The 20,526-nt window shown below is 65.2% G+C and carries 21 protein-coding genes; 8 read left to right on the top strand and 13 right to left on the bottom strand.

Annotated elements, in window-relative coordinates; genetic code table 11:
• Positions 1-40 precede the first annotated feature (40 nt).
• Together JMJ54_RS12750 and coq7 are read right to left on the bottom strand one after the other, a co-directional pair.
• Complete coding sequence (locus JMJ54_RS12750) at positions 41-922, bottom strand: formate/nitrite transporter family protein (protein WP_203538942.1); 882 nt, start codon at positions 920-922, stop codon at positions 41-43.
• A 190-nt stretch (positions 923-1,112) separates the two neighbouring features.
• Complete coding sequence (coq7, locus tag JMJ54_RS12745; RefSeq protein WP_203538941.1) at positions 1,113-1,766, bottom strand: 2-polyprenyl-3-methyl-6-methoxy-1,4-benzoquinone monooxygenase; 654 nt, start codon at positions 1,764-1,766, stop codon at positions 1,113-1,115.
• A 129-nt stretch (positions 1,767-1,895) separates the two neighbouring features.
• Between coq7 and JMJ54_RS12740 the strand changes: the two genes are divergently transcribed.
• The 4 genes from JMJ54_RS12740 to JMJ54_RS12725 all read left to right on the top strand — a co-directional run bounded on the left by JMJ54_RS12740 (position 1,896) and on the right by JMJ54_RS12725 (position 5,394).
• Positions 1,896-2,426: a peptidylprolyl isomerase gene (locus tag JMJ54_RS12740; protein WP_239000089.1), complete on the top strand. Its 531-nt coding sequence runs from the start codon at positions 1,896-1,898 to the stop codon at positions 2,424-2,426.
• A 40-nt stretch (positions 2,427-2,466) separates the two neighbouring features.
• Entirely contained in the window at positions 2,467-2,967 is a 501-nt protein-coding gene (locus JMJ54_RS12735) for a peptidylprolyl isomerase (protein ID WP_203538939.1), read from the top strand.
• Positions 2,968-3,032: 65 nt separating this feature from the next.
• Complete coding sequence (locus JMJ54_RS12730) at positions 3,033-4,655, top strand: histidine kinase N-terminal 7TM domain-containing diguanylate cyclase (RefSeq protein ID WP_203538938.1); 1,623 nt, start codon at positions 3,033-3,035, stop codon at positions 4,653-4,655.
• Positions 4,648-5,394, top strand: coding sequence for a UDP-2,3-diacylglucosamine diphosphatase (locus JMJ54_RS12725; protein WP_203538937.1), 747 nt, complete (start codon positions 4,648-4,650; stop codon positions 5,392-5,394). The genes JMJ54_RS12730 and JMJ54_RS12725 overlap by 8 nt, the downstream gene beginning before the upstream one ends.
• Before the next feature lies 1 nt (position 5,395).
• On the opposite strand, the gene JMJ54_RS12720 is transcribed toward JMJ54_RS12725, so the two are convergent.
• Genes JMJ54_RS12720 through rnhA form a run of 6 tightly spaced genes read right to left on the bottom strand, consistent with a single transcriptional unit; the run spans position 5,396 to position 9,018 of the window.
• A complete protein-coding gene (locus JMJ54_RS12720; RefSeq protein ID WP_203538936.1) occupies positions 5,396-6,160 on the bottom strand; it encodes a hypothetical protein in 765 nt (254 codons plus the stop codon).
• 7 nt (positions 6,161-6,167) lie between these two features.
• On the bottom strand, positions 6,168-6,668 hold the full coding sequence (gene ispF / locus JMJ54_RS12715) for a 2-C-methyl-D-erythritol 2,4-cyclodiphosphate synthase (protein WP_203538935.1): 501 nt from the start codon (positions 6,666-6,668) through the stop codon (positions 6,168-6,170).
• Positions 6,665-7,153: a free L-methionine (R)-S-oxide reductase MsrC gene (gene msrC / locus JMJ54_RS12710; RefSeq protein WP_203538934.1), complete on the bottom strand. Its 489-nt coding sequence runs from the start codon at positions 7,151-7,153 to the stop codon at positions 6,665-6,667. Before msrC ends, ispF begins: the two co-directional genes overlap by 4 nt.
• A gap of 1 nt (position 7,154) precedes the next feature.
• Positions 7,155-7,847, bottom strand: coding sequence for a 2-C-methyl-D-erythritol 4-phosphate cytidylyltransferase (gene ispD / locus JMJ54_RS12705; RefSeq protein WP_203538933.1), 693 nt, complete (start codon positions 7,845-7,847; stop codon positions 7,155-7,157).
• On the bottom strand, positions 7,844-8,575 hold the full coding sequence (dnaQ, locus tag JMJ54_RS12700) for a DNA polymerase III subunit epsilon (RefSeq protein ID WP_203538932.1): 732 nt from the start codon (positions 8,573-8,575) through the stop codon (positions 7,844-7,846). The genes ispD and dnaQ overlap by 4 nt, the downstream gene beginning before the upstream one ends.
• Entirely contained in the window at positions 8,575-9,018 is a 444-nt protein-coding gene (gene rnhA / locus JMJ54_RS12695; RefSeq protein ID WP_203538931.1) for a ribonuclease HI, read from the bottom strand. The genes dnaQ and rnhA overlap by 1 nt, the downstream gene beginning before the upstream one ends.
• Positions 9,019-9,036: 18 nt before the next feature.
• On the opposite strand from rnhA, the gene JMJ54_RS12690 reads away from it, so the two are divergent.
• Entirely contained in the window at positions 9,037-9,315 is a 279-nt protein-coding gene (locus tag JMJ54_RS12690; protein WP_203538930.1) for a hypothetical protein, read from the top strand.
• 12 nt (positions 9,316-9,327) lie between these two features.
• Here the strand turns inward: JMJ54_RS12690 and JMJ54_RS12685 are convergent, their stop codons facing one another.
• Entirely contained in the window at positions 9,328-10,104 is a 777-nt protein-coding gene (locus JMJ54_RS12685) for a class I SAM-dependent methyltransferase (protein WP_239000074.1), read from the bottom strand.
• Between JMJ54_RS12685 and gloB the strand changes: the two genes are divergently transcribed.
• Together gloB and JMJ54_RS12675 are read left to right on the top strand one after the other, a co-directional pair.
• Positions 10,103-10,855: a hydroxyacylglutathione hydrolase gene (gene gloB / locus JMJ54_RS12680; RefSeq protein WP_203538928.1), complete on the top strand. Its 753-nt coding sequence runs from the start codon at positions 10,103-10,105 to the stop codon at positions 10,853-10,855. The genes JMJ54_RS12685 and gloB overlap by 2 nt on opposite strands.
• Positions 10,856-10,943: 88 nt before the next feature.
• Complete coding sequence (locus JMJ54_RS12675; protein WP_203538927.1) at positions 10,944-12,503, top strand: lytic transglycosylase; 1,560 nt, start codon at positions 10,944-10,946, stop codon at positions 12,501-12,503.
• A 62-nt stretch (positions 12,504-12,565) separates the two neighbouring features.
• Here JMJ54_RS12675 and JMJ54_RS12670 read toward each other — a convergent pair whose 3' ends face one another.
• The 4 genes from JMJ54_RS12670 to JMJ54_RS12655 all read right to left on the bottom strand — a co-directional run bounded on the left by JMJ54_RS12670 (position 12,566) and on the right by JMJ54_RS12655 (position 19,726).
• Positions 12,566-12,862, bottom strand: a complete 297-nt coding sequence (locus tag JMJ54_RS12670) for a hypothetical protein (protein WP_203538926.1) — start codon at positions 12,860-12,862, stop codon at positions 12,566-12,568.
• Positions 12,863-12,870: 8 nt separating this feature from the next.
• Positions 12,871-13,599: an LOG family protein gene (locus JMJ54_RS12665; protein WP_203538925.1), complete on the bottom strand. Its 729-nt coding sequence runs from the start codon at positions 13,597-13,599 to the stop codon at positions 12,871-12,873.
• Positions 13,600-13,847: 248 nt separating this feature from the next.
• The gene (locus tag JMJ54_RS12660; RefSeq protein WP_203538924.1) at positions 13,848-14,861 is read right to left on the bottom strand and encodes an META domain-containing protein; all 1,014 of its coding nucleotides are present in this window, start codon (positions 14,859-14,861) and stop codon (positions 13,848-13,850) included.
• A gap of 161 nt (positions 14,862-15,022) precedes the next feature.
• The gene (locus tag JMJ54_RS12655) at positions 15,023-19,726 is read right to left on the bottom strand and encodes a putative Ig domain-containing protein (protein WP_203538923.1); all 4,704 of its coding nucleotides are present in this window, start codon (positions 19,724-19,726) and stop codon (positions 15,023-15,025) included.
• Between the two features lie 253 nt (positions 19,727-19,979).
• On the opposite strand from JMJ54_RS12655, the gene JMJ54_RS12650 reads away from it, so the two are divergent.
• Positions 19,980-20,390: a hypothetical protein gene (locus JMJ54_RS12650; RefSeq protein ID WP_203538922.1), complete on the top strand. Its 411-nt coding sequence runs from the start codon at positions 19,980-19,982 to the stop codon at positions 20,388-20,390.
• The last annotated feature ends 136 nt before the right edge of the window (positions 20,391-20,526 follow it).

The following is a 20,526-nucleotide window of genomic DNA, read 5'->3' as shown; positions in this document are numbered from 1 at the left end:
GCCGCCCTAGGGCGGCTTTTTGCATTGCGGCGAATGCGCCTCACTCGACCGTATCGGCAATGCCACGGCCGTAATCCGCTTCGCGCTGACGGCGGCGACCGAAGCGCGGTGCATTCTGTTCGCCATAGATCAGCGTGTACGGCAGACCGATCACCAGCGCGCCGCCGACGATGTTGCCCAGCGTCGCCGGAATCAGGTTGGAGACGATGAACTGCCCCCAGCTGATGTCCGCCCCGCCGAGCATCGCCGCCGGGATAATGAACATGTTGGCGATGCTGTGTTCCATGCCGAGCGTGACGAAGGCCATCACCGGAAACCAGATCCCGAGCACCCGGCCGAAGGTATCCTTGGCCGAATAGCCCTGCATCGTCGCCACGCAGACCAGCACATTGGCCAGCACGCCCTTCATGAAGGTCATCATGAACGGGTGCGACGTTTTGCCCTCGGCGATGCCGACCAGATACTGCGTTGCCGGATCCCCCGGATTGATCAGATGGGTCAGGTAGACAAGGAAGTACGCTGCGCCGACCGCACCGATGAAGTTGCCGATGTAGGAGATGCCCCAGAAGCGCAGCATTTCGCCGACGCCAAGCTCGCCGCGCAGCACCGCCGATGCGCCGAGCGCACAGTTCGACGTGAACAGGTCGGCACCGGTCAGTGTCACGGCGATGAAGCCGAGCGGAAACAGCGCGCCGAAGATGAATTTCACCAGCCCCGGATTGCTCGCCGCCAGTCCGGTACATCCGCCGGCAACGATGACCGCGAGGATGGTACCGATACCGATGAACATGCCGCCGAGCACGGCGATACCGGTCAGCCGCCCCGGATGCAGCCTCGCCTTTTCGGCGCCGGCGTGTGCGATGTAACCGACGATCTCCGCCGGTGAACGAAGCGTGGTCGATTGGGACTCGTGGGTTGACATGGCACACCTGTAACAAAGGAACATGACGAGCAGTTATACGCCGTGCCCATCACGTAGTTTTGGTACAAGTTCCATCCGGTACGCCGAATGGCAGCCCGAACTGATCCAGATCAAACGAGGCAGGCTGCCCTAGTTCTTTCGGACTAGTTATCGTGCTTTACGCAACCTGTTTACAACACCGTCCGGCCCGTCAGAATCGGTAGCTCAACGACGTCATCAACGTCGACGTCAGCCCCATCACCGCCTTCAGCGGTCGCGGCAATTCGGCGGCGCCCAGTTCGACCGCCAGATCGGCATGGCCCATCTCGTCGCGGTACATCTGCTCGACCACCGCACGACTCTTGGCATCCTGCGGCGGCAGCGTGCCGAGGTGCGACTGCAGGTGCGCGCCGACCTGGCGCTCGGTCTCGGCCAGAAAGCCGAGATTCCACCGGTCGCCGACCAGACCGGCGGTGACGCCGATCGCCAGGCTGCCGGCGTACCAGAGCGGATTGAGCACGCTGCGATGGCTGCCGAGTTCGTCGATGCGCCGTTCGGTCCAGGCCAGATGCTCGACCTCTTCCTGCGCCGCATGGCGCAGCGCCTCGCGGTTGGCCGGGTCGCGCGCCGTCAGCGCCTGCCCCTGATACAGGGCTTGCGCGCAGATCTCGCCGCTGTGATTGACCCGCATCAGCCCGGCCGCATGACGCTTTTCCACCTCGTCGAGTTCGGCCTCGTCGATCTGCGCATCAGGATGGGCTCGGCCGCTGGTGGCCGGCGCCGCAAGCGTGCGCAAAACGGTGTCGAATTCGGTCACGACGTCATCGAGACTGGGCAGTCTGGGCAAGGCGGGCAATTTGAACATGGGCTTCTCCTTGGCGCCGATTTTACTATTTATCCGCGTGCTATGATTCGGCGGATTTTCACCGCCACCGATACGGATCAGAACACGATGAAAAAAATCTTCGCCGCCGCGGCGCTGAGCCTTGCCGCGATGTCCGCCTTCGCCGCCAACCCGCAGGTCGAACTCGTGACCAACAAGGGCAAGGTCGTGCTCGAGCTGTATCCGGACAAGGCCCCCGCCACCGTGGCCAACTTCCTGCAGTACGTGAAGGACAAGCACTACGACGGCACGATCTTCCATCGCGTGGTCGCCGACTTCGTCGTCCAGGGTGGCGGTTTCGACACCAAGGGCAACCAGAAGCCGACGCGTGCGCCGGTCAAGAACGAAGCACAGGCCGCCTTCAAGGCCGGCCTGAAGAACGATCGCGGCATGCTGGCCATGGCCCGCACCGCCGATCCGGACTCGGCGTCGAGCCAGTTCTACGTCAACCTGAAGGACAACGACTTCCTGAACTGGCCGGGCCGTGACGGCGCCGGTTACGCCGTGTTCGGCAAGGTCGTTTCCGGAATGAACGTCATCGACAAGATCGGCGCGGCCAAGACCATGCCGGGCGATGCACCGGTCGATGCGATCGTGCTCGAGTCGGCGCGTGAACTGCCGGCCGCCAAGGCTGCCAAATAAACACAAACGTTTTCGGACAATCAACGACAAAGGATTAATCATGACCCAGGTAAAACTCAGCACCAGCGCAGGCGACATCGTTCTCGAACTCGACGAGGTCAAGGCACCGGTTACCGTTGCCAACTTCGTCCAGTACGTGAAGGACGGCCACTACGACAACACCGTGTTCCATCGCGTGATCGACGGTTTCATGGTCCAGGGCGGCGGCTTCGCCCCGGGTATGAAGCAGAAGGACACCCGTGACAACATCAAGAACGAAGCCGACAACGGCCTGAAGAACGACGCCTACACCGTGGCGATGGCGCGTACGCCGGAACCGCACTCGGCATCGGCCCAGTTCTTCATCAACGTTGCCAACAACGATTTCCTGAACTTCCGCGCGCCGACGCCGCAAGGCTACGGCTACGCCGTGTTCGGCAAGGTCGTCGAGGGCAAGGACGTCGTCGACGCGATCAAGAGCGTGAAGACCGGCAACAGCGGCTTCCATCAGGACGTGCCGAAGGAAGACGTGCTGATCGTCAAGGCCGAAGTGCTCGGCTAAGCGCCCATCCGCTGCAACCGCGCCGCCCCTTTTCCGGGCGGCGTTGTTGCATCTGGCCGACCGCAATGTCCTCCGCCTGGCACTGGCAAGCCCCCAGCTTCATGCTCCTGTCCGGCGGCATGCTGATGGTGCTGCTCGCCATCCGGATCGCGCAGCGGCCATCCTTCGGGGGCCGTGCCGCTTTCGTCGGCATGCAGCTGACCCTGGCGTGGTGGTGCGGCATGGCCGCGCTCGAGTACGCCAGCACCGTGCCGGCGCTCAAGGCCGAACTGGCGCGCTGGACCTGGCCGGCCATCGTGCTCGGCCCGACGTTCTGGCTGCTGTTCGCCTTGCGCTACCTGTACGGCCACGCAGCACTGCTCGGCTGGCGCGGCCACGCACTGGCATGGAGCCTGCCGCTGCTGATCGGCATCCTGGCCGTCACCGACAGCCAGCATCAGGGGCTGTACCGCGCTTACGTGCCGATCCGTGCCGGTATCGACAGCCAGCTGCACTACTTTCCCGGCCCGGTGTTCTACTTTGGCGCGCTCTATCTCTACCTGCTGATGCTCGGCGCACTGACGCTGATGCTGCTGAGCCTGAGCCGCTGTGCCCGCGCCTACCGCAAGCAGTATCTGGGCTTCGTACTGGCCTCGATGCCGCCGTGGATCGCCAACGTCGGCTACATCACCCAGACCTGGACGCTGTTCGATTTCGACCCGACGCCGTTCGCGCTGACGCTGACCTGCCTGATCTTCACCTGGCTGATCCGTCACGGGCAGTTGTTCGACCTGATCCCGATTGCCCGCACGCTGCTGCTCGACGCCCTGCCCGATCCGGTGCTGGTGCTCGACCGGCGCCAGCGCATCATCGAGGCCAATCCGGCGGCGCGGCGCTGGCTGGGTGAGGAGGCCGTCGGCCGGCCATTGTCCGACTGGCCATGGCTGGCTGACGGACTCGCCCACGGTCATCAGTCGGTGCTGCATCACGGCGAACACGATTTCGAACTGAGCCGACAGCCGCTCGGCACCCCGGCGCAACCGGCTGGCGAACTGGTCCTGCTGCGCGACATCAGCCACCGCATCCGCATCGAACATGCCTTGTCGAGCGCGATGACCGTGCTTGAAACACAGCTCAGCGCCAACCAGCAATTGCAGCAAAAGCTGCACGACGCCGCGATTCGCGATCCGCTGACCGACAGCTACAACCGGCGCTTCCTGGCCGAGGTCGGGCCGCGCGAGCTCTCGCACGCCGCGCGCACCGGCCAGCCGCTTGCGCTGGTCATGATCGATTTCGACCATTTCAAGGCGCTGAACGACAACGACGGGCATGCCGTCGGCGATGCGGCGCTGATCGCGTTTGCCCGCTGCTGGCAGCAGCACGGCCGCCAGGATGACTACTGCTTCCGCTACGGCGGCGAAGAATGGATGCTGCTGCTGTCGGCCTGCACCGCGGCGCAGGCGTCCGAGCGCATCGACGCCTTGCGACTGGCGTTCTCCGCCCTGCCGATCGGCCCGCAGCGGCGCAGCCAGACCTTCTCGGCCGGCATTGCCAGCTTTCCGGCCGACGGCCATGATCTGGCCGCGCTGAGCGCCGCCGCCGACGCAGCGCTGTACCATGCAAAAGCAAGGGGACGAAACCGCGTGCAGACCGCCGAAGCGCCGACGGCCATCGCCGCCCCCTCAACCCACACCGAAACCGATGCCTGATCCTGTCCTGCTGATTTCAGACCTGCACCTGTCACCGGCCGACCCGGCGACGGTCGATGCCTTCGGCCGCTTTCTGGCCGGCCCGGCCCGGCACGCCCAGGCGCTGTACATCCTCGGCGACCTGTTCGAGGTCTGGATCGGCGACGACCAGCTCGGCGAGCCGTTCTACGCCGCACGCGCGACCGAGCTGCGCGCACTGTCGGCCAGCGGCATCCCGGTGCATTTCATGGCCGGCAATCGCGATTTCCTTTGCGGCACGCGCTTCGCCCGCGACGCCGGACTGGCGCTGATCGCCGATCCGACAACGGTTTCGCCGTTCGGCGCGCCGTTGCTGCTGGCGCATGGCGACGCCTACTGTACCGATGACGTCGACTACCAGCGTTTCCGCCGCATCGTCCGCAATCCGCTGGTGCAATGGCTGTGGCGCCGGCTGCCCTATCGCTGGCGCAATCGCGAAGCGGCCAAGCTGCGGGAAAAGTCGACCGCGATGAACCGCCGCAAGGCCGAAGCCATCATGGACGTCAATCCGGCGGCCATCGACACCGCGATGCGCAAGGCCGGCGTCGCCACGCTGATCCACGGCCACACCCACCGGCCGGCACGGCACGCGGAAACCGCCGGCACGCGCTGGGTTCTGCCGGACTGGCACAACGGCGACGGCGGTTACCTGCGGATTGCCGAAGACGGGATCGCGATGCTCACCCTCGACGACCGGCCGTTCCCAGGTACCGTTGCCTGAGTCACGGCGTCGCGTCGACACGCACCCAGACCGTGTAGCGGGTGGTCGCGCTCGCCGACGTGCCAATGCCTGAGGCACTGGCCTGCCGGGTCGTTTCACCGACCGGCAGCCATTCGCCGAGCGCGCCGGCGACCTCGCTGTAGACACCGCGATAGGCAATGCTGCCGTCGGCGTTGAAGCGGCTGCTTTGCGGATACAGCCGCAACCGGACCTCCCCGCCCTGCAAAGCCGGCGCAACCCAGAAACCGCTGCCGGCGTCCTGCCACTGGCCGCCGTAGGTCGCGATCCGGTAGCCGGGCCGGTACGACCACGACAGCACCGGCACGAAACGTGATTCGCCGAGCGAGATCATCGCCCGGCCGCCGTCCATCGTCGTGACCTTCTGCACCGCGCTGCGCGTCCCGCCCGACTGCGTGGCCCCCAGCCGGACCGCGGCAGCACTGCCGCTATTGGAAATGACGACCGCCGCATCCGTGTCGACACTGGCTTCGGCCCCCGATTCGCGCTGTTCGACGGTCACCGTCAGCCGCCGCGTCGGCGTATCGAGCCGCTCGACCAGCGCGGTAATCGCCGCCAGCGTCGCGGCATCGGGTGCGCGGACGATCAGCTGGTCGTAGAAGCCCTGAATGCCGGCATCGGGAAACGCCTGCTGCAGCGCCGGGACGATCTCGGCCGCCGGCTTGTGCCGCAACGGCACGGTGTCGACGACGTCGGCCATCGCAACGCCGGCGACAAGAACCGCGGCAAGGAGCAGCGGTGTGCGCATGACGGCTTCAGCGGCCCCAGGGGCCGGAGACGGTCGAGCGCCGTTCGAGCAGGCACACCGCCTGCGCCTCGACAGCTTCGGATGCACCGACCGGGCCGAGCTTCTCGTAGGTCTTGGCCTTGACGTTGACGTCGGTGATCTCGATGCCCAGATCGGCAGCGATGTTCGCGACCATCTGCGGAATGTGCGGCGCCATTTTCGGCTGCTGGATCAGGATGCTGGCGTCGACATTGCCGACGCGCCAGCCGGCCTCGGCCACGCGCCGTACCGCCTCGCGCAGCAGCACGCGGCTGTCGGCGCCCTTGAACTCGGCGGCGGTATCGGGAAAATGCCGGCCGATGTCACCGAGCCCGGCCGCGCCGAGCACCGCGTCGGTAATCGCATGCAGCAGCGCATCGGCGTCCGAATGGCCCAACAGGCCCTTCTCGAACGGGATCGTCACGCCGCCGAGGATCAGCGGCCGGCCTTCGACCAAACGATGTACGTCCCAACCCTGTCCGATTCTCATGCTGCCTCTCCATGGACGACCAGCGCGGCGATCGCTTCCAGCGCGCGCGCGTCGATGTCGTCGAATTCATTCAGGTGCTCGCTGTCGACATCGAGCACGCCGATCACGTCGCCATGGCTATCGCGCAGCGGCACGACGATTTCCGAACGCGACGCCGACGAGCAGGCGATGTGGCCCGGAAATGCATCGACGTCGGGCACGACCAGCGTTTCGGCGCGCGCCCAAGTGCTGCCGCAGACGCCACGACCGTGAGCGATCCGGAAGCAGGCCACCGGTCCCTGGAACGGCCCGAGCACCAGCTCGTCACCGTCGACCAGATAGAAGCCGACCCACAGCCAGTCGAAGGTCTGCTTGAGCGCTGCGGCGGCATTCGCCAGTCTCGCGGTCAGGTTCGGCTCGCCGGCCAGCAGTGCGGCCAGTTGCGGTTGCAGCAACGCATACCGCGCCGCCTTGTCGCCGGCGGCGACGTTCAGGCTTTCGGCCATTTCATTCCCCTCTCGCCGCCAGAATCAGGCTGGCGAGCTGCAGATCGTGCGGATAGGTCACCTTGAGGTTCCACGGGCTGCCCATCAGCAGTTGCGGTTGCGCGCCCTGCTTTTCCAGCGCACTCGCCTCGTCGGTGATGTCCGGGCCCATGCCGGTTTCCAGCGCGCCGGCCAGCATCGCCAGCCGGAACATTTGCGGTGTCTGTGCCTGCCACAGCCCGGCGCGCGGTGCAGTCTCCGTGATCCGCGCATCGTTGCCTTCACGCTTGAGCGTGTCGGCGACCGGTACGGCAAGAATGCCGCCGACCGGATCGTCGGCCAGCGTCGCGATCATGCCGTCGACCTGCGCAGGATCGACGCACGGCCGCGCCGCGTCATGCACCAGTACCCAGGCGTCCGACGGCGTGAACAGCGACAGCGCCTGCAGGCCGTTGAGCACCGACTCGGCGCGGGAGTCGCCGCCGCAACGCATCACCACCAGCCGGCCGAAACCGTCCCAGTCGTAGCCGTCCCACCATTCGTCTTCCGGCGAGATCACGATGAAGATCCGCTCCAGCGCCGCAACCTGGTGCAGCGCGTTCAGCGTGTGCCAGATCAGCGGCTTGCCGAGCAGGTCGAGGTACTGTTTGGGCGTATCGCTCGCCATGCGGCTGCCGCTGCCGGCGGCTGGGACCAGCGCGATCGCGCCCATCATTGCGCCTCGGCCGGCGGGTTGGTCAGCTCGCGCCACAGGCAGGTGCCCTTGACCGACTTGTCGAGCACGTCGAGGTATTCCTCGTGCTGCGCCAGATCGGCGGCCGGCACGGCGGCCCGGACCAGCGGCTTGCGCGGCCGCCCCTGGCTGAACGACGCGGCATCGGCCGCGGCATCGCCACTGGCAAAGTCGATCAGCAGACTGTCCTGGCCCCGGGTCAGCGCCAGATAGACTTCGGACAGCAGCTCGCAGTCGATCAGCGCGCCGTGCAGGGTCCGGCCGCTGCGGTCGATCTCGAAGCGGTCGCACAGGGCGTCAAGACTGTTGCGCTTGCCCGGGAACGTGTCCTTGGCCATCTTCAGCGTGTCGATCACGCCCGACACGTAGTCGGTGATCGGGCCGCGTCCGAGTTTGCCGAGCTCCATGTTCAGGTAGCCGACGTCGAACGGCGCATTGTGGATGATCAGCTCGGCGCCTTCGACGAAACGCAGGAACTCGTCGGCGATGTCGGCGAATTTGGGCTTGTCGGCAAGGAATTCGGTCGTCAGGCCGTGGACGTTCAGCGCGCCCTCTTCCGAATCGCGCCCCGGATTGATGTAGCGGTGCAGATGGCGATCGGCCGGCGACAGCTTGCGGTCGATCATTTCTACTGCGGCGATTTCAAGGATGCGGTTGCCGTCCTCGACGCGCAGACCGGTGGTTTCGGTATCGAGAATGATCTGCCGCATCAGGCTCTCCCCATCGCGACGTCGACACCGCGGTTGGCGAGCTGGTCGGCGCGCTCGTTGAATTCGTGGCCGGCGTGGCCCTTGACCCAGTGCCAGCTGACCGCATGGCGGGCGACCTCGAGGTCGAGCTGCTGCCACAGGTCGGCGTTCTTCACCGGCTTCTTGTCGGCGGTCTTCCAGCCGTTTTTCTTCCAGTTGTGGATCCAGCTCTCGATGCCGTTCTTCACGTACTGCGAGTCGGTCCACAGCGCGATGGCGCACGGGCGCTTGAGGATGGCCAGCGCCTCGATCACCGCGGTCAGCTCCATCCGGTTGTTGGTCGTCTCGCGTTCGCCGCCGAAGAGTTCCTTCTCCTGCTCGCCGTACTGCAGCAAAGCGCCCCAGCCACCGGGGCCGGGGTTGCCTTTGCAGGCGCCGTCGGTATAAATCGTAACTGTCGTCATATCTTGCGAAGGCCCGACATGCGCGCCCTCCTGTTCCTTTTGTGTGTCGCCACGGCCCAGGCCGCGACGTTCTGTCCGTACAAGCTGCCCGGCAACGACAAGAGCGAGCGCTGGGTCAACCTGACCGTGGTGCAGTATGTCGAGTTGTCCGACACCGAAGCGCACCTGATCTTCGGCGGCGGCAACCTCGGCAGTGGTCACGACGTGAAAATTCCGCTCAAGAGCCGCGATGACGGCCAGAAGCTGCTGCGCGATCTGGTCGAGACCTCGCGCCGTTGCGATCCGTCACCGCCCTGATTGCCGCGATACTCACTTGCAGCGATCCTTGGCTGCCTGCTGGCGCAAACGCTCGATCAGTGCGACCTGGTCAATCGCCGTGGCCGGTTTGGCTTTCGGCACCACCACCTTGCCCCGCCACGCCGGTCCGATCACCCGCATGCCGCGCACGCGCTTGACCACGTCGAGGCAGTAGATCCCGCCTGCAGCCGGCCACCAGCGATAACCGGCATTGTCGAACAGGTGCCCGCGCGCGATCCAGCGCTCGTGCTGCACCGGCAGGCCATAGCAGAGGAACTGGCTGCGCACCGTTTCCATGCCCAGCAGCTTGAGCCAGTCCTTGAGCCTCGGCAACGCCACAAAGTGGCCGCTCCACGGCGCGTCGTCGCGGTTGCGCCATTTGCGCACTCCCCAAAGACTCCAGGGGTTGAATCCGGTCACCAGCAGCCGGCCCTCCGGCACCAGCACCCGCTCGACCTCGCGCAGTACCGCATGCGGATCGGTGCAGAAATCGAGCACATGCGGCAATGCCAGCAGATCGAGCGACTGGTTCGCGAACGGCAGCTGCTCCGGCGCGCAATGCAGTGTGCAGCCGGCACTGCGGCCGGCGATCGTCCGCCACGACATCCGGTTGGTCGCCAGCGCGTCGAGCTGCGGCAGCTCCAGCTGCACGGCCTTGTAGCCGAACAGGTCGGCCGCGGTACGCGCGTACCATCCGCGCTCCTGTCGGGCGACGTCCTGCCCTAGCGGCGTCGCCAGCCAGTCGGCAAAATGGTCGAACGATGTATTGCAGTCCACGAGACCCGTCATGCTGAAACTCATCCCGTTACCGATCTTCGACGACAATTATATCTGGGTTTTGCACGACCACCGCCGCGCGCTGGCCGTTGACCCGGGACTAGCCGCACCGCTCGAAGACTTCCTGACCGCAAGCGGCCTGCAACTGGCGGCGCTGCTCGTGACCCATCACCACCTTGACCACACTGGGGGGCTGGCCGGGCTGCTCGCCTCCCGTCCCGACCTGCCGGTTTACGGCCCGGCCCGCGTCGCCGGGGTCAACCGGCCACTGGTCGGCGGCGAAACGGTTTCGGTCCTCGATCACGACTTCGACGTCATTCCGGTGCCGGGCCACACGCTCGACCACCTCGCCTACTATGCCGCGCCTTGGCTGTTCTGCGGCGATACGCTGTTTGCCGCCGGCTGCGGCCGGCTGTTCGAGGGCAGCGCGACGCAGATGCACGCGTCGCTGACCCGGCTGGGCGCGCTGCCGGCCGATACGCTGGTGTGCTGTACACACGAATACACGCTGTCTAACCTGAAATTTGCCAGGGCAGTCGAACCGGCGAATGCCGAGCTTCGCGAACGCGAAGTCGTCGAGCAGGCCAGACGTGCACAAGGACTGCCAACCCTGCCGAGCAACATGGCGCTGGAACGGGCGACCAACCCCTACCTGCGCTGTGCCGAACCCGGCGTGATTGGAGCAGCCCGACATCATGGCGCGACCGACGATACCGAGCCCGAGGTACTTGCAGCGATCCGTCGCTGGAAAGATCATTTCTGACCGCCTGGCGCCAGATCAAACGCTTGCGTTGACACGCCCGGCAGGGGTCGGCACCATCGCGCCACTGATTAAAAAACGAGCGCGTCACATGCGGTTCCTTTCCCTCGCCGGGCTGCTCGCCGGCCTGAGCTTTGCCAGCGCCATCGCCGCGCCCGCCCAAACCGACCTCAACACCAGCGGTCAACTGAACAACCCCCAATTTCGCGTCACCGACGACACCAACCGCACCGTCGACCTGCTGTTCGGCGAAGTCTCGCGGATGCAGTCGTACGACGACCTCTGGGCGCGCGTCCGCGCCGGTTTCGCCATGCCCGAACTCGACGACCCGCTGGTCGAGAAATGGGAAAACTATTACGCCAGCCGTCCCGACTACCTGAACCGGATCATCGAGCGCGGTGGCCGCTACCTGTACTTCGTTGCGGACGAAGTCGAGCGCCGCGGCATGCCGATGGAGCTGGCGCTGTTGCCGATGATCGAATCGGCCTACAACCCCAAAGCCGAATCGTCGGCCAAGGCCGCCGGCATGTGGCAGTTCATGCCCGCCACCGGCAAGCAGTACGGGCTGGAGCGGACCTGGTGGTACGACGGCCGCCGCGACGTGGTCGCCGCCACCGACGCCGCACTCGACTACCTCGGCACGCTGCACGGCCAGTTCAACGACTGGCAGCTGGCGCTGGCCTCGTACAACTGGGGTGAAAACGCCGTTGCCCGTGCGCAGGCGAAGAACACCGCAGCCGGCCTTGGCACCACGTACAGCGATCTGCGCATGCCGAACGAGACGCGCAACTACGTGCCCAAGCTGATGGCCGTGCGCAACATCATCGCCAACCCGTCGGCCTTCGGCGTCACGCTGGCCAGCGTGCCGAACAAGCCCTACTTCGCCGCGATCACCACCGGCCGGCACATGGACGTCCAGGTCGCCGCCGAGCTGTCCGAAACGCCGGTGCAGGAACTGTTGCGCCTCAATCCCGGTTTCATCCGCCCGGTGATCGCCTACAAGGATGATCGCAAGCTGGTCGTCCCGGCCGACAAGGTGGCGGCCTTCCAGCGCAACCTCGCCAACTACGACAAGCCGCTCCTCAACTGGCAGCCCTACGTGACCAAGCGCGGCGAATCGTTCGCCCAGCTGGCCAGCCAGTTCGGCATCGACGTCAGCGAGCTCAAGGACATCAACGACATCGGCGGCGACGCCAGTGCGCGCGGCCAGACGATTCTGGTGCCGAACATCCCGGGTCTCGACGTCTCCAACCGGCAGACGCTGGTCGCGCTGCATGAAAACCGCGCAGCCGATCCGATCGATACCGGCGCGAGCGATGCGCCGCTGGCGGTCATCAAGTACCGCGTCGCCCGTGGCGATACGCTGTACAACATCGCCAGCCGCTACGGCATGAACGTGGCCGACCTGCGCAAGCTGAACCAGCTCAAGGGCGACGATGTCCGTCTCGGCACGACCCTCAAGGTTGCCAGCGTGACGCGTACCGCCGCGGGCAAGAAGGCACCGATCCAGCGCGAGTACGTGGTCAAGAACGGCGATACGCTGGCGTCGATCGCACGCAAGCATCGTGTCGATGCCGACGACCTGAAGCGCTGGAATCCACAGAAGCTGTCGCCGGGCATCCGGCTGGTGATTTACCAGCAGCCGGGCTGATCCCCCCGCCCAAAGAAAAAGCCCGTCATTCGACGGGCTTTTTCTTTGGGCGTTTCTCGCCGTCAATCCGGCGTGTAGTCCGCCACATAAGCCAGCAGCGCTTCGACGCGACCGCGCATGCCGTCGTAACGACAGTACAGCAGGTGACGTTCGGTGGAGCCCTTCTTCAAGCCGTTGAGATACCAGGTCACGCCACCGCTGCTGGCCTGATACGGGCTGGGAAACTTCAGCTGCTTGTAACCGGCGGCACGGGCCGCGCTTGCGCAGGCATCGCGGGCAACACCGGCGGTTGCCTTCCAGGCTTCGTTACTTGTCGCCAATGCCGGGCCTGCCAGCAGGCAGGCCGCAGCCACCATCATCCGGCTTTTCATTCCGATGCAGTACCGTCCGGCTGACCTTCGGCCAGCCATTTGGCGTGATGCTCGCGCATCAGGTGCACGGCGTCCTCGATCGTATCGACGACCACCGGAATCTGCATGTCGACGCCACTGGCCAGACCGGCGCCATTGTCGACCATGTAGCGCTGCGCCCAATCGACCAGCTCGTGCCACATGTCGCCCACCAGGATCAGCGGCGTGCCGTACAGCTTGCGCACCTGCAGCAGCTGCCAGACCATCGCCAGCTCCAGCAGCGTACCGACGCCGCCCGGGGTCACGATGAACGCATTCGAGCGCAGGATGAAGTGGTGCAGACGGGAGAAGAAGGTCTTGTGCTCGAACACACGACCGACGAAGTCGTTGACGTGCTGTTCGAAGTCGAGATCGATACGGATGCCGACCGATGCCTCCGGTTTGTCCGGTGCGCCTTCACGGGCGCCTTCGTTGGCCGCCTGCATCAGGCCCGGCCCGCCACCGGTGACGATGCGACAACCCATTGCAGCCAGCTCGGCCGCCAGCTGCTTCACCGCTTCGTACGCCGGTGTTGCTTCCTCGATCCGTGCCGAGCCGAAAATCGTCACGTGGTAATGCGGGGTGTGCTGCGGACGCAGCTTCGACAGGTCGTCGACCACATCCCACAGCTTGAGCACGGCGCCAGTCACCAGACGCAGCGTTGCTTCGCTGTCAGCCGGGGCGCCGGATTTTACGATTTGATCCATATCGCTCTGTCGTACATCCAAAGTTTGAAACCCAAAGTAACCCTGAATTCGGAAAAGGAGAAATTCAAAGCAACGCCTCACGCCCCGGCCGGGCCCGATCCCATCGGCTGCACCATGGCGGGTCGGCCATGGTAGCAGATTGCGCGGTGCACAATACGGCCGCCGGCGCTCGCCGATGCCGGAATGCATCGGGAGAGGCTCAGCCACATACGCCAACGACTGCCCTGGCGGATCGGCGGCGGGTCAGCTCAGCGGCGTGCGGTGATCGCCGCCTTGTCGGCGGCATGCAGCGTCAGGGTGCCGTCGTCGGCCACCGAAAAACGCTGCACCTGCCCCAGCGTCTGCAGGAAGGCTGCCTCCTGCTTCATCACCGCCGGATCGCATGCCATGCGCGTCGTCGCGACGGAACCGATCTTCAGCGCATCGCCATTCTGTGTGTACTGGCCGAAATAACGATTGCAACCGGCGAAACCACTGATGCGGCCATCGGCAGCAAAGTTCAGCGTAGCCGGACGCGGTCCGGCATCGGCCACCCGCCATTCGGCGCCCTGCAGTGCATTAGCCTTCATGCTTTCGGCCCCCTGCTTCACCGGTACACACTCGGGATAGCTTTTCCCGTTCAGTTGCAGCATGCCGCCCCGACCCTTGGACCAGAACCAGGTCTGCGGATCCGAATTGGCCACGTACTTGGCACCCGATGCGGTCCGTACCTGACTCAGGTCGAACCGTTTCTGGCCCGCTTGCAGCACCATCGTGTCGCCCTTGAAGCCGACGTCGATCTGCTGATCGCCGCATTGCAGGCGGCTGGAAAACGCCAGCGCCTCGTACGGCTTCAGCAGCACGGTTCCCAGCTGCAGCGCCCCGACCTGTTGTGACAGCTTCACCGGCTCGCTGACCCAGGTCGCCTGCCCGGCCTGCTTGATGCCGCCACGGATCTCGTAGTCGCCATCGGCACGCAGCGCGCCGTTCGGTACCGTCAGCAGCATCGGCACCGGCACCTGCCTGCCCTTGAGTTCGATGCGCTGCTCGGCCACGACCTGACCGGAATCCAGGTCACGAACCTCGAGTACGGCAACCGCATTGTCGGGCAATGCGATCCGGGCGCGATAAGCGAGCGATCCCATGATGACCAGCTCGCCGCTCGGCGCACTCGGCAAGGCCGTCGCCTGCGTCGATTCGTTTCCGGACGACCCGGACATCGTCGTGCAACCACCCAAAACGAGCCCGGTGCTCAATACAGCCAACAGCATGGTTCTGGTCATCGGCTTCTCCTCCTCGCGATATCGTCTCGTCCACAGTCTAACCAGCCGTCATCTTCGCGGCACGGGATTAATGGCATCGGCGCCCGACGATCTGTCCGGCGCAAAAAAACAGCCCGGCGACAAGCCGGGCTGCGATGGATCGAACGATACAGCGGTTTGGATCAGAACGGCATGCCCAGCATCAGCCGGATTGCCTGCTCATAGCCCGAGCCGTTGTTGAGCGTGCTGCTGTAGTCGAGCGACAAGGTCAGCTCGTCGCGCAGCGCCAGCTTGCCGCCGACTTCGATGATCCACTGGTTCTGCTCCATCGGTACCAGGTGGGCCACATAGCCCAGACCGTAGGCGGCCAGGTCGGCGTAGCCCATGCGTGCATCGTCACTGCCTTCGAACTGGTGCTGATACTCGATCCGCACGCGCGGCATGAGCTTGCCGACCGAGACGTCGAAGCTGGTTTCGCCACGCAGGCCCAGCTTGCCGGTCGTCATCCTGACCTTCTGCTCGCCATAGCTCAGCGCGTTCAGTCCGGCGGCCGACTCGGTATACGCGTCCAGCGTCGCCGACATCAGGTCAACCCGGCCATACGGCGAGACCAGCCAGTTGCCGTTGCGATACTCGTAGCCGGCAGCGAGCAGACCGAACAGCTGGTTGCCGTCACGCGAACCCGAGGCAAAGCCGCCGTTGCCGGTGATGTAGCGGTCCACGTCGAAACTCAGCCAGCCGTAGCCGAGCATGCCGTCGACAAACAGCGATTCGGCCGGGCGCAGGGTGCCGTAAATCGCGACGACGCCGTTGCGGCCTTCGCTCTTCGAACCGTTGTCGCCCACGTCGCTGACGTCGCGGGCAAAACCGCCACCGACACCGATCGACAACAGATCGTTGACACGATAGTCGCTACCGATGCTGATGCCGTCGGTATTGAAGCGGAACTTGTCCTGACCGACCTCGCCGTCACGACGACCGAAGTTGAGCGCACCACCGATCCAGAACGCCAGCTCGTCGCGCTGCACTTCCTTGTTGTCGCCGGCGCTGGCGTCGGTCTTGCTGGCATTGCGGCCCGACGCATCGGCCAGTCGGGTCTGCTGCCGGCGCGCATCGGCTGCGGCTGCGCGGTCGCCGCGCGTGCCATAGGCATTGGCACTCACGCCGAAATCGGTCGCCCCCCAGCCGTCGCCATGCAGACTTTCCAGGCGACGGCTGAAGTTGTCGAGCTGGGCACGGGCAAAGCGCCGCGTCGCCTCGGTCTGCGCCGACAGCAGTCCGGTTACTTCCGCATCCTTCGACGGATCCGGGCGGGCGTTGACGGTCACCGTCGCGATGCCCTGGGTCGTACCCCAAGCGTTGCTCAGTGCATAACCGATCGTGACTACGCCGGCAAACATCGGGCCCGAAGTATAGACGATGCTCTGCCCGCGCACTTCGGCCGTGCCATCGGCCGGCGGCGTGACGATGCTCAGGCCGGTGAACGGACCACCGGTTGCCTGCGCGGTCACGTCGAGCGTCACCGGCGCACCGGACACCGTTGTCGCGCTCACTGGCGCCAGCACCGGTGCCGGCGGCGTCACCTGCAACGTCACCGTTGCCGCCGCCGACGTACCGGCCGCGTTGGTCGCGGTGTAGCTGAAGCTGTCGGTGCCGGCAAAACCCGGGGTCGGCGTGTACGTGACCGCAGGCTGCGTGCTGCCCGGCGAAGCGATGCTGGCAAGCACCTTGCGGTTGGCACCGAGGCCGACGATCTCCAGCTTGCCGTGCTGCGGTGGTGCGACGACCGCGATGCTGGTTACCGGACCACCGTCGATCTGCAGCGCAATGACGTTGCCGCCACTGTTGGCCACGACCGTGGTCGCCATCGCCTGCGGCACGGGGAGCGGCGGGTTGACGACGATGTCGACCTTGCCCGGCGCCGATGTGCCACTGGCGTTGGTACCGGTGTAGGTGAAGCTGTCGGTGCCGGTATAGCCGGCGGTCGGTGCATAGCTGATCGTCGTACCGCTGACATTGACGGTGCCGTGCGCCGGTGCCGTCGCGACAGCAACGCTGGTGACCGCGCCGCCGCTCAGGTTGAGCGCAATCGGATTGGCACCGCTGTTGAACGCCACGGTTGCGGCAACCGCACCGGCAACGACGCCTTGCGGGTTGACCGTAATGCTGACGATCGCCACCGACATGCCGCTGACGTTGGTGGCGGTATAAGCGAAGCTGTCGCTGCCCGAGTAGCCCGGTGCCGGCGTATACGTCGCCACGGAACCGCTGATCGTCACGCTGCCGTGTCCCGCCGCCGTGCTGACCGTCACGCTGCTCGCCGGCCCGCCAGTCATCACCGTCGCCAGATCGATCGGCGTTGCCGTATTCCAGGGCACGGTTGCGCTGATTGGCCCTGCAACCGGCACAGCCGGATTGGTCAAGACGCTGTAGCTACGGCTGGTCGTGAACGCGTGGGCATCGGTCGCGGTGATGGTGAAGGTAGAGCCGCCGGTCGCCGTCGGCGTACCGGACAGCACACCCGCACTGCTCAGCGTCAGCCCGCTCGGCAGGCTGCCGGTCGTCACTGCATAGCTGTAGGGCGCGCTGCCGCCGGAGGTGCTCAGCGTCTGGTTGTATGCCGTGCCCTGGACCGCGTTCGCCAGCGTACCCGGCGACAGTGCCAGCGTCGGCGCCGCCACCGTCAGCGTGTACGAGTGGGTGACCGGGGTCGAGCCGGCACCGCCGGTGCTGTCGGAACCGGTGATGTCGAACGCCACTGTGCCGGCGCTGGTCGGCGTCCCCGACAGGGTGCCGCTTGCGGTATTGAACCCCAGCCCGGTCGGCATGGTGCCGCCGGTCACCGACAGCGTAGCGAACTGGTACGGCGCCACCCCGCCGGAAACGACAAAGCTCTGGCTGAAACCGGTCCCGACGTTGCCGTTGAATGCGCTGCCACTGGCCGGACTCATCGCCAAGGTGGACGCACTGACGTTCAGCGTATAGGTGCGGCTATTTTGGTACGGTGCACCGGTACCGGTACTGCTGTCCGTTGCCTCGATCGTGAAATTGAACGGACCAGCCGCCGTCGGTGTACCGCTGATCGTGCCGTTTGCCGCATTCAGGCTCAGGCCCGCCGGCAATGCGCCGGACTTCACCGAAAAACTGTACGGCGCGGTGCCACCGCTGGCCGAAACCGTCTGGTTGTAGCCGGCCGCCACCGTGGCTGCCGACAGGCTGGTCGGCGAGACCGAAATCGTCGGCGCCCCGACGGTCAGCGTGTAGGACTGAATGCCGTTGTACGGGCCGCCACTGGCGCTATCGGTCGCCTTGAGCTGGAAGTTGTACGTGCCGCCGGCAGTCGGCGTACCGCTGATGCCGCCGGTACTGACGTTCAGGCTCAAGCCTGGCGGCAGCGCGCCGGAATTGAGCGTGTAGGTATAAGGCCCTACCCCGCCCGACGCGGAGACGGCCCCGCTGTAGGACGTTGCCACCGTGGCCGATGCCAGCGTGGTCGGATTGAGCGAAATCGTCGGCGAGCTGATCGTCATCGACAAGCCGGTCGTGATCTTGTTGAACGGCCCGTTGCCGGTACTGCTGTCGGTTGCCTTGATCGTGAAGTTGAAGGTGCCGTGCCCGGTAGGCGTCCCCGACAGCAGACCGTTGCTGGCCAAGGTCAGCCCCGCCGGCAGGCTGCCGGTTTCCAGGGTGTAGATATAAGGTGCCGTACCACCACTCGCCCCGCCCAACGACTGGCTGTACGCCACGCCGACCGTGCCGTTGTTGGGCGTGGGCGCGTAGCTGATCGTCGCGTCGCTGACAGTGATGGAGACCGTTGCCGGTGCCGACGTACCGCTGGCATTGGTCGCGGTATAGGTGAAACTGTCGGTCCCGGAGTACGACGAGACCGGGGTATAGCTGATCGTGGTGCCGGATGCGGCCGCCGTGCCGTGCGCCGCCTGGGTGCCGACGGCCACGCTGGTCGCGGTTCCGCCGGAAAGGTTCAGGGTAATCGTATTGCTGCTGCTGCCATGGCTCACAGTGGCACTGGCGCTGCCGGCGACCGGGGCTGCTACATAGGTGAACTGATCCGCTGCACTGGTCGTGCTGGTGCCGCCGGGCGTCGTCACGGTGACGTCTACGGTCCCCGAACCAGCCGGCGACGTTGCGGTAATCGAGGTCGCACTGTTGACGACGACGGAGCCGGCATTCGTCGCACCGAACTTGACCGCGGTCGCACCGGTAAAATTGGTACCGGTGATCGTCACGCTGGTGCCGCCTGCGGTCGGGCCGGAGTTGGGGGAAACACCGGAAACGGCCGGCGCGGGCACGGTGTAGGTGAACTGATCCGCTGCACTGGTCGCGCTGGTACCGCCGGGCGTGGTCACGGTGATGTCAACTGTGCCCGAACCGGCCGGTGATGTCGCGGTAATCGAGGTATCGCTGTTGACGATAACCGAACCGGCATTGGTCGCGCCGAACCTGACCGCATTTGCACTGCTGAAGCCGGTACCGGTGATCGTCACACTGGTGCCGCCCGCCTCCGGGCCGGATGACGGTGAAACCGACGTCACGGTCGGCGCAGGCGCGACGTAAGTGAACGCCCCGGTCAACGTAGCGGTGCCGCCGGGCGTCGTCACGCTGACGTTGACGGTGCCCGAGCCGGCTGGCGATGTCGCGGTGATCGAGGTCGCACTGTTGACGACAACCGAGCCGGGGGCGGCATTGGTCGCTCCGAACTTGACCGCGGTCGCACCGGTGAAGCCGGTACCGGTGATCGTGACGCTGGTGCCGCCGCCGGTCGAGCCGGAGGTCGGGGAAATGGACGTGATTGTCGGTACAGGCGTACCGCCGGTCACGTTGATCGTGACCGTGATCGTATCTCCGAGCGCGTTGTACCAAGCCACGTTCTTGGTGCCTGAATATGCCGGGTTGGGCAGCGTGTAATAAAGTTTATTGACAAATTCATCCACGCCCTTAACGCCGCCGTCAGGCTCGGTAAAATCGGCTGTGCTGCCCCCCATCGAGGTGTAGACACCGCCACTCCCGTTGCCAGGATCACAAGCGCTGTTGTCGGCGCCAGAGAGCGTGTAGGAATAGGCGCCAGCTTGGCCGTTGTTGGTCAGATTCCAAGTGATGGAGCAGGATGCGGCGGCTGCCATGGACGACGACAAACCGATCATCAGTCCCGCCAACCAGGCCAGCCGCGAGCGGCGAAGCATGCCTGCCACCGAGTCGGTCAACGGCATGATCCGTCTGCCCAGGCCGACAAGCGCCAAAATCAACGCCAGCACGCCGGACAGGCTTTGCAGCCGGAGCCTCGCCCCTCCAAGCACATCGCAGTTACCCATTCCCGCCCCTTCCCGCCTTACACGGAATCATTTTTTATCTGAAGTTCAGGCCGCCACCCACAGTAACCCGGCGACGGAAAAACCCTTCTCCCGAAGCCATGCGCCAAGCAAAGCCACTCAACCTTACTACCTGGAATTTACTGCCGACATCAATTGCCTGGCTGATGTGCATCGCTTGTCCATCCTGACCAGCGAGCCGGATTCAGCGCCAAACAATTGAAAAAGCAACACTATACCGAGAGGATACTTGCATTATTCTGCAAAGCGTGGCGAAAGCTCATATCAGCTTCATTGTGGTGTTTGTATGCAACGCACCCACACTCAAGACAGGCTTTTCATTACAAACACCAAAATAA

Source organism: Jeongeupia naejangsanensis, assembly GCF_016865585.1.
GTDB classification, from domain to species: domain Bacteria; phylum Pseudomonadota; class Gammaproteobacteria; order Burkholderiales; family Chitinibacteraceae; genus Jeongeupia; species Jeongeupia naejangsanensis.
Note: the sequence above shows the minus strand (reverse complement) of the source record. Positions and strands in the feature narration are given on the sequence as shown.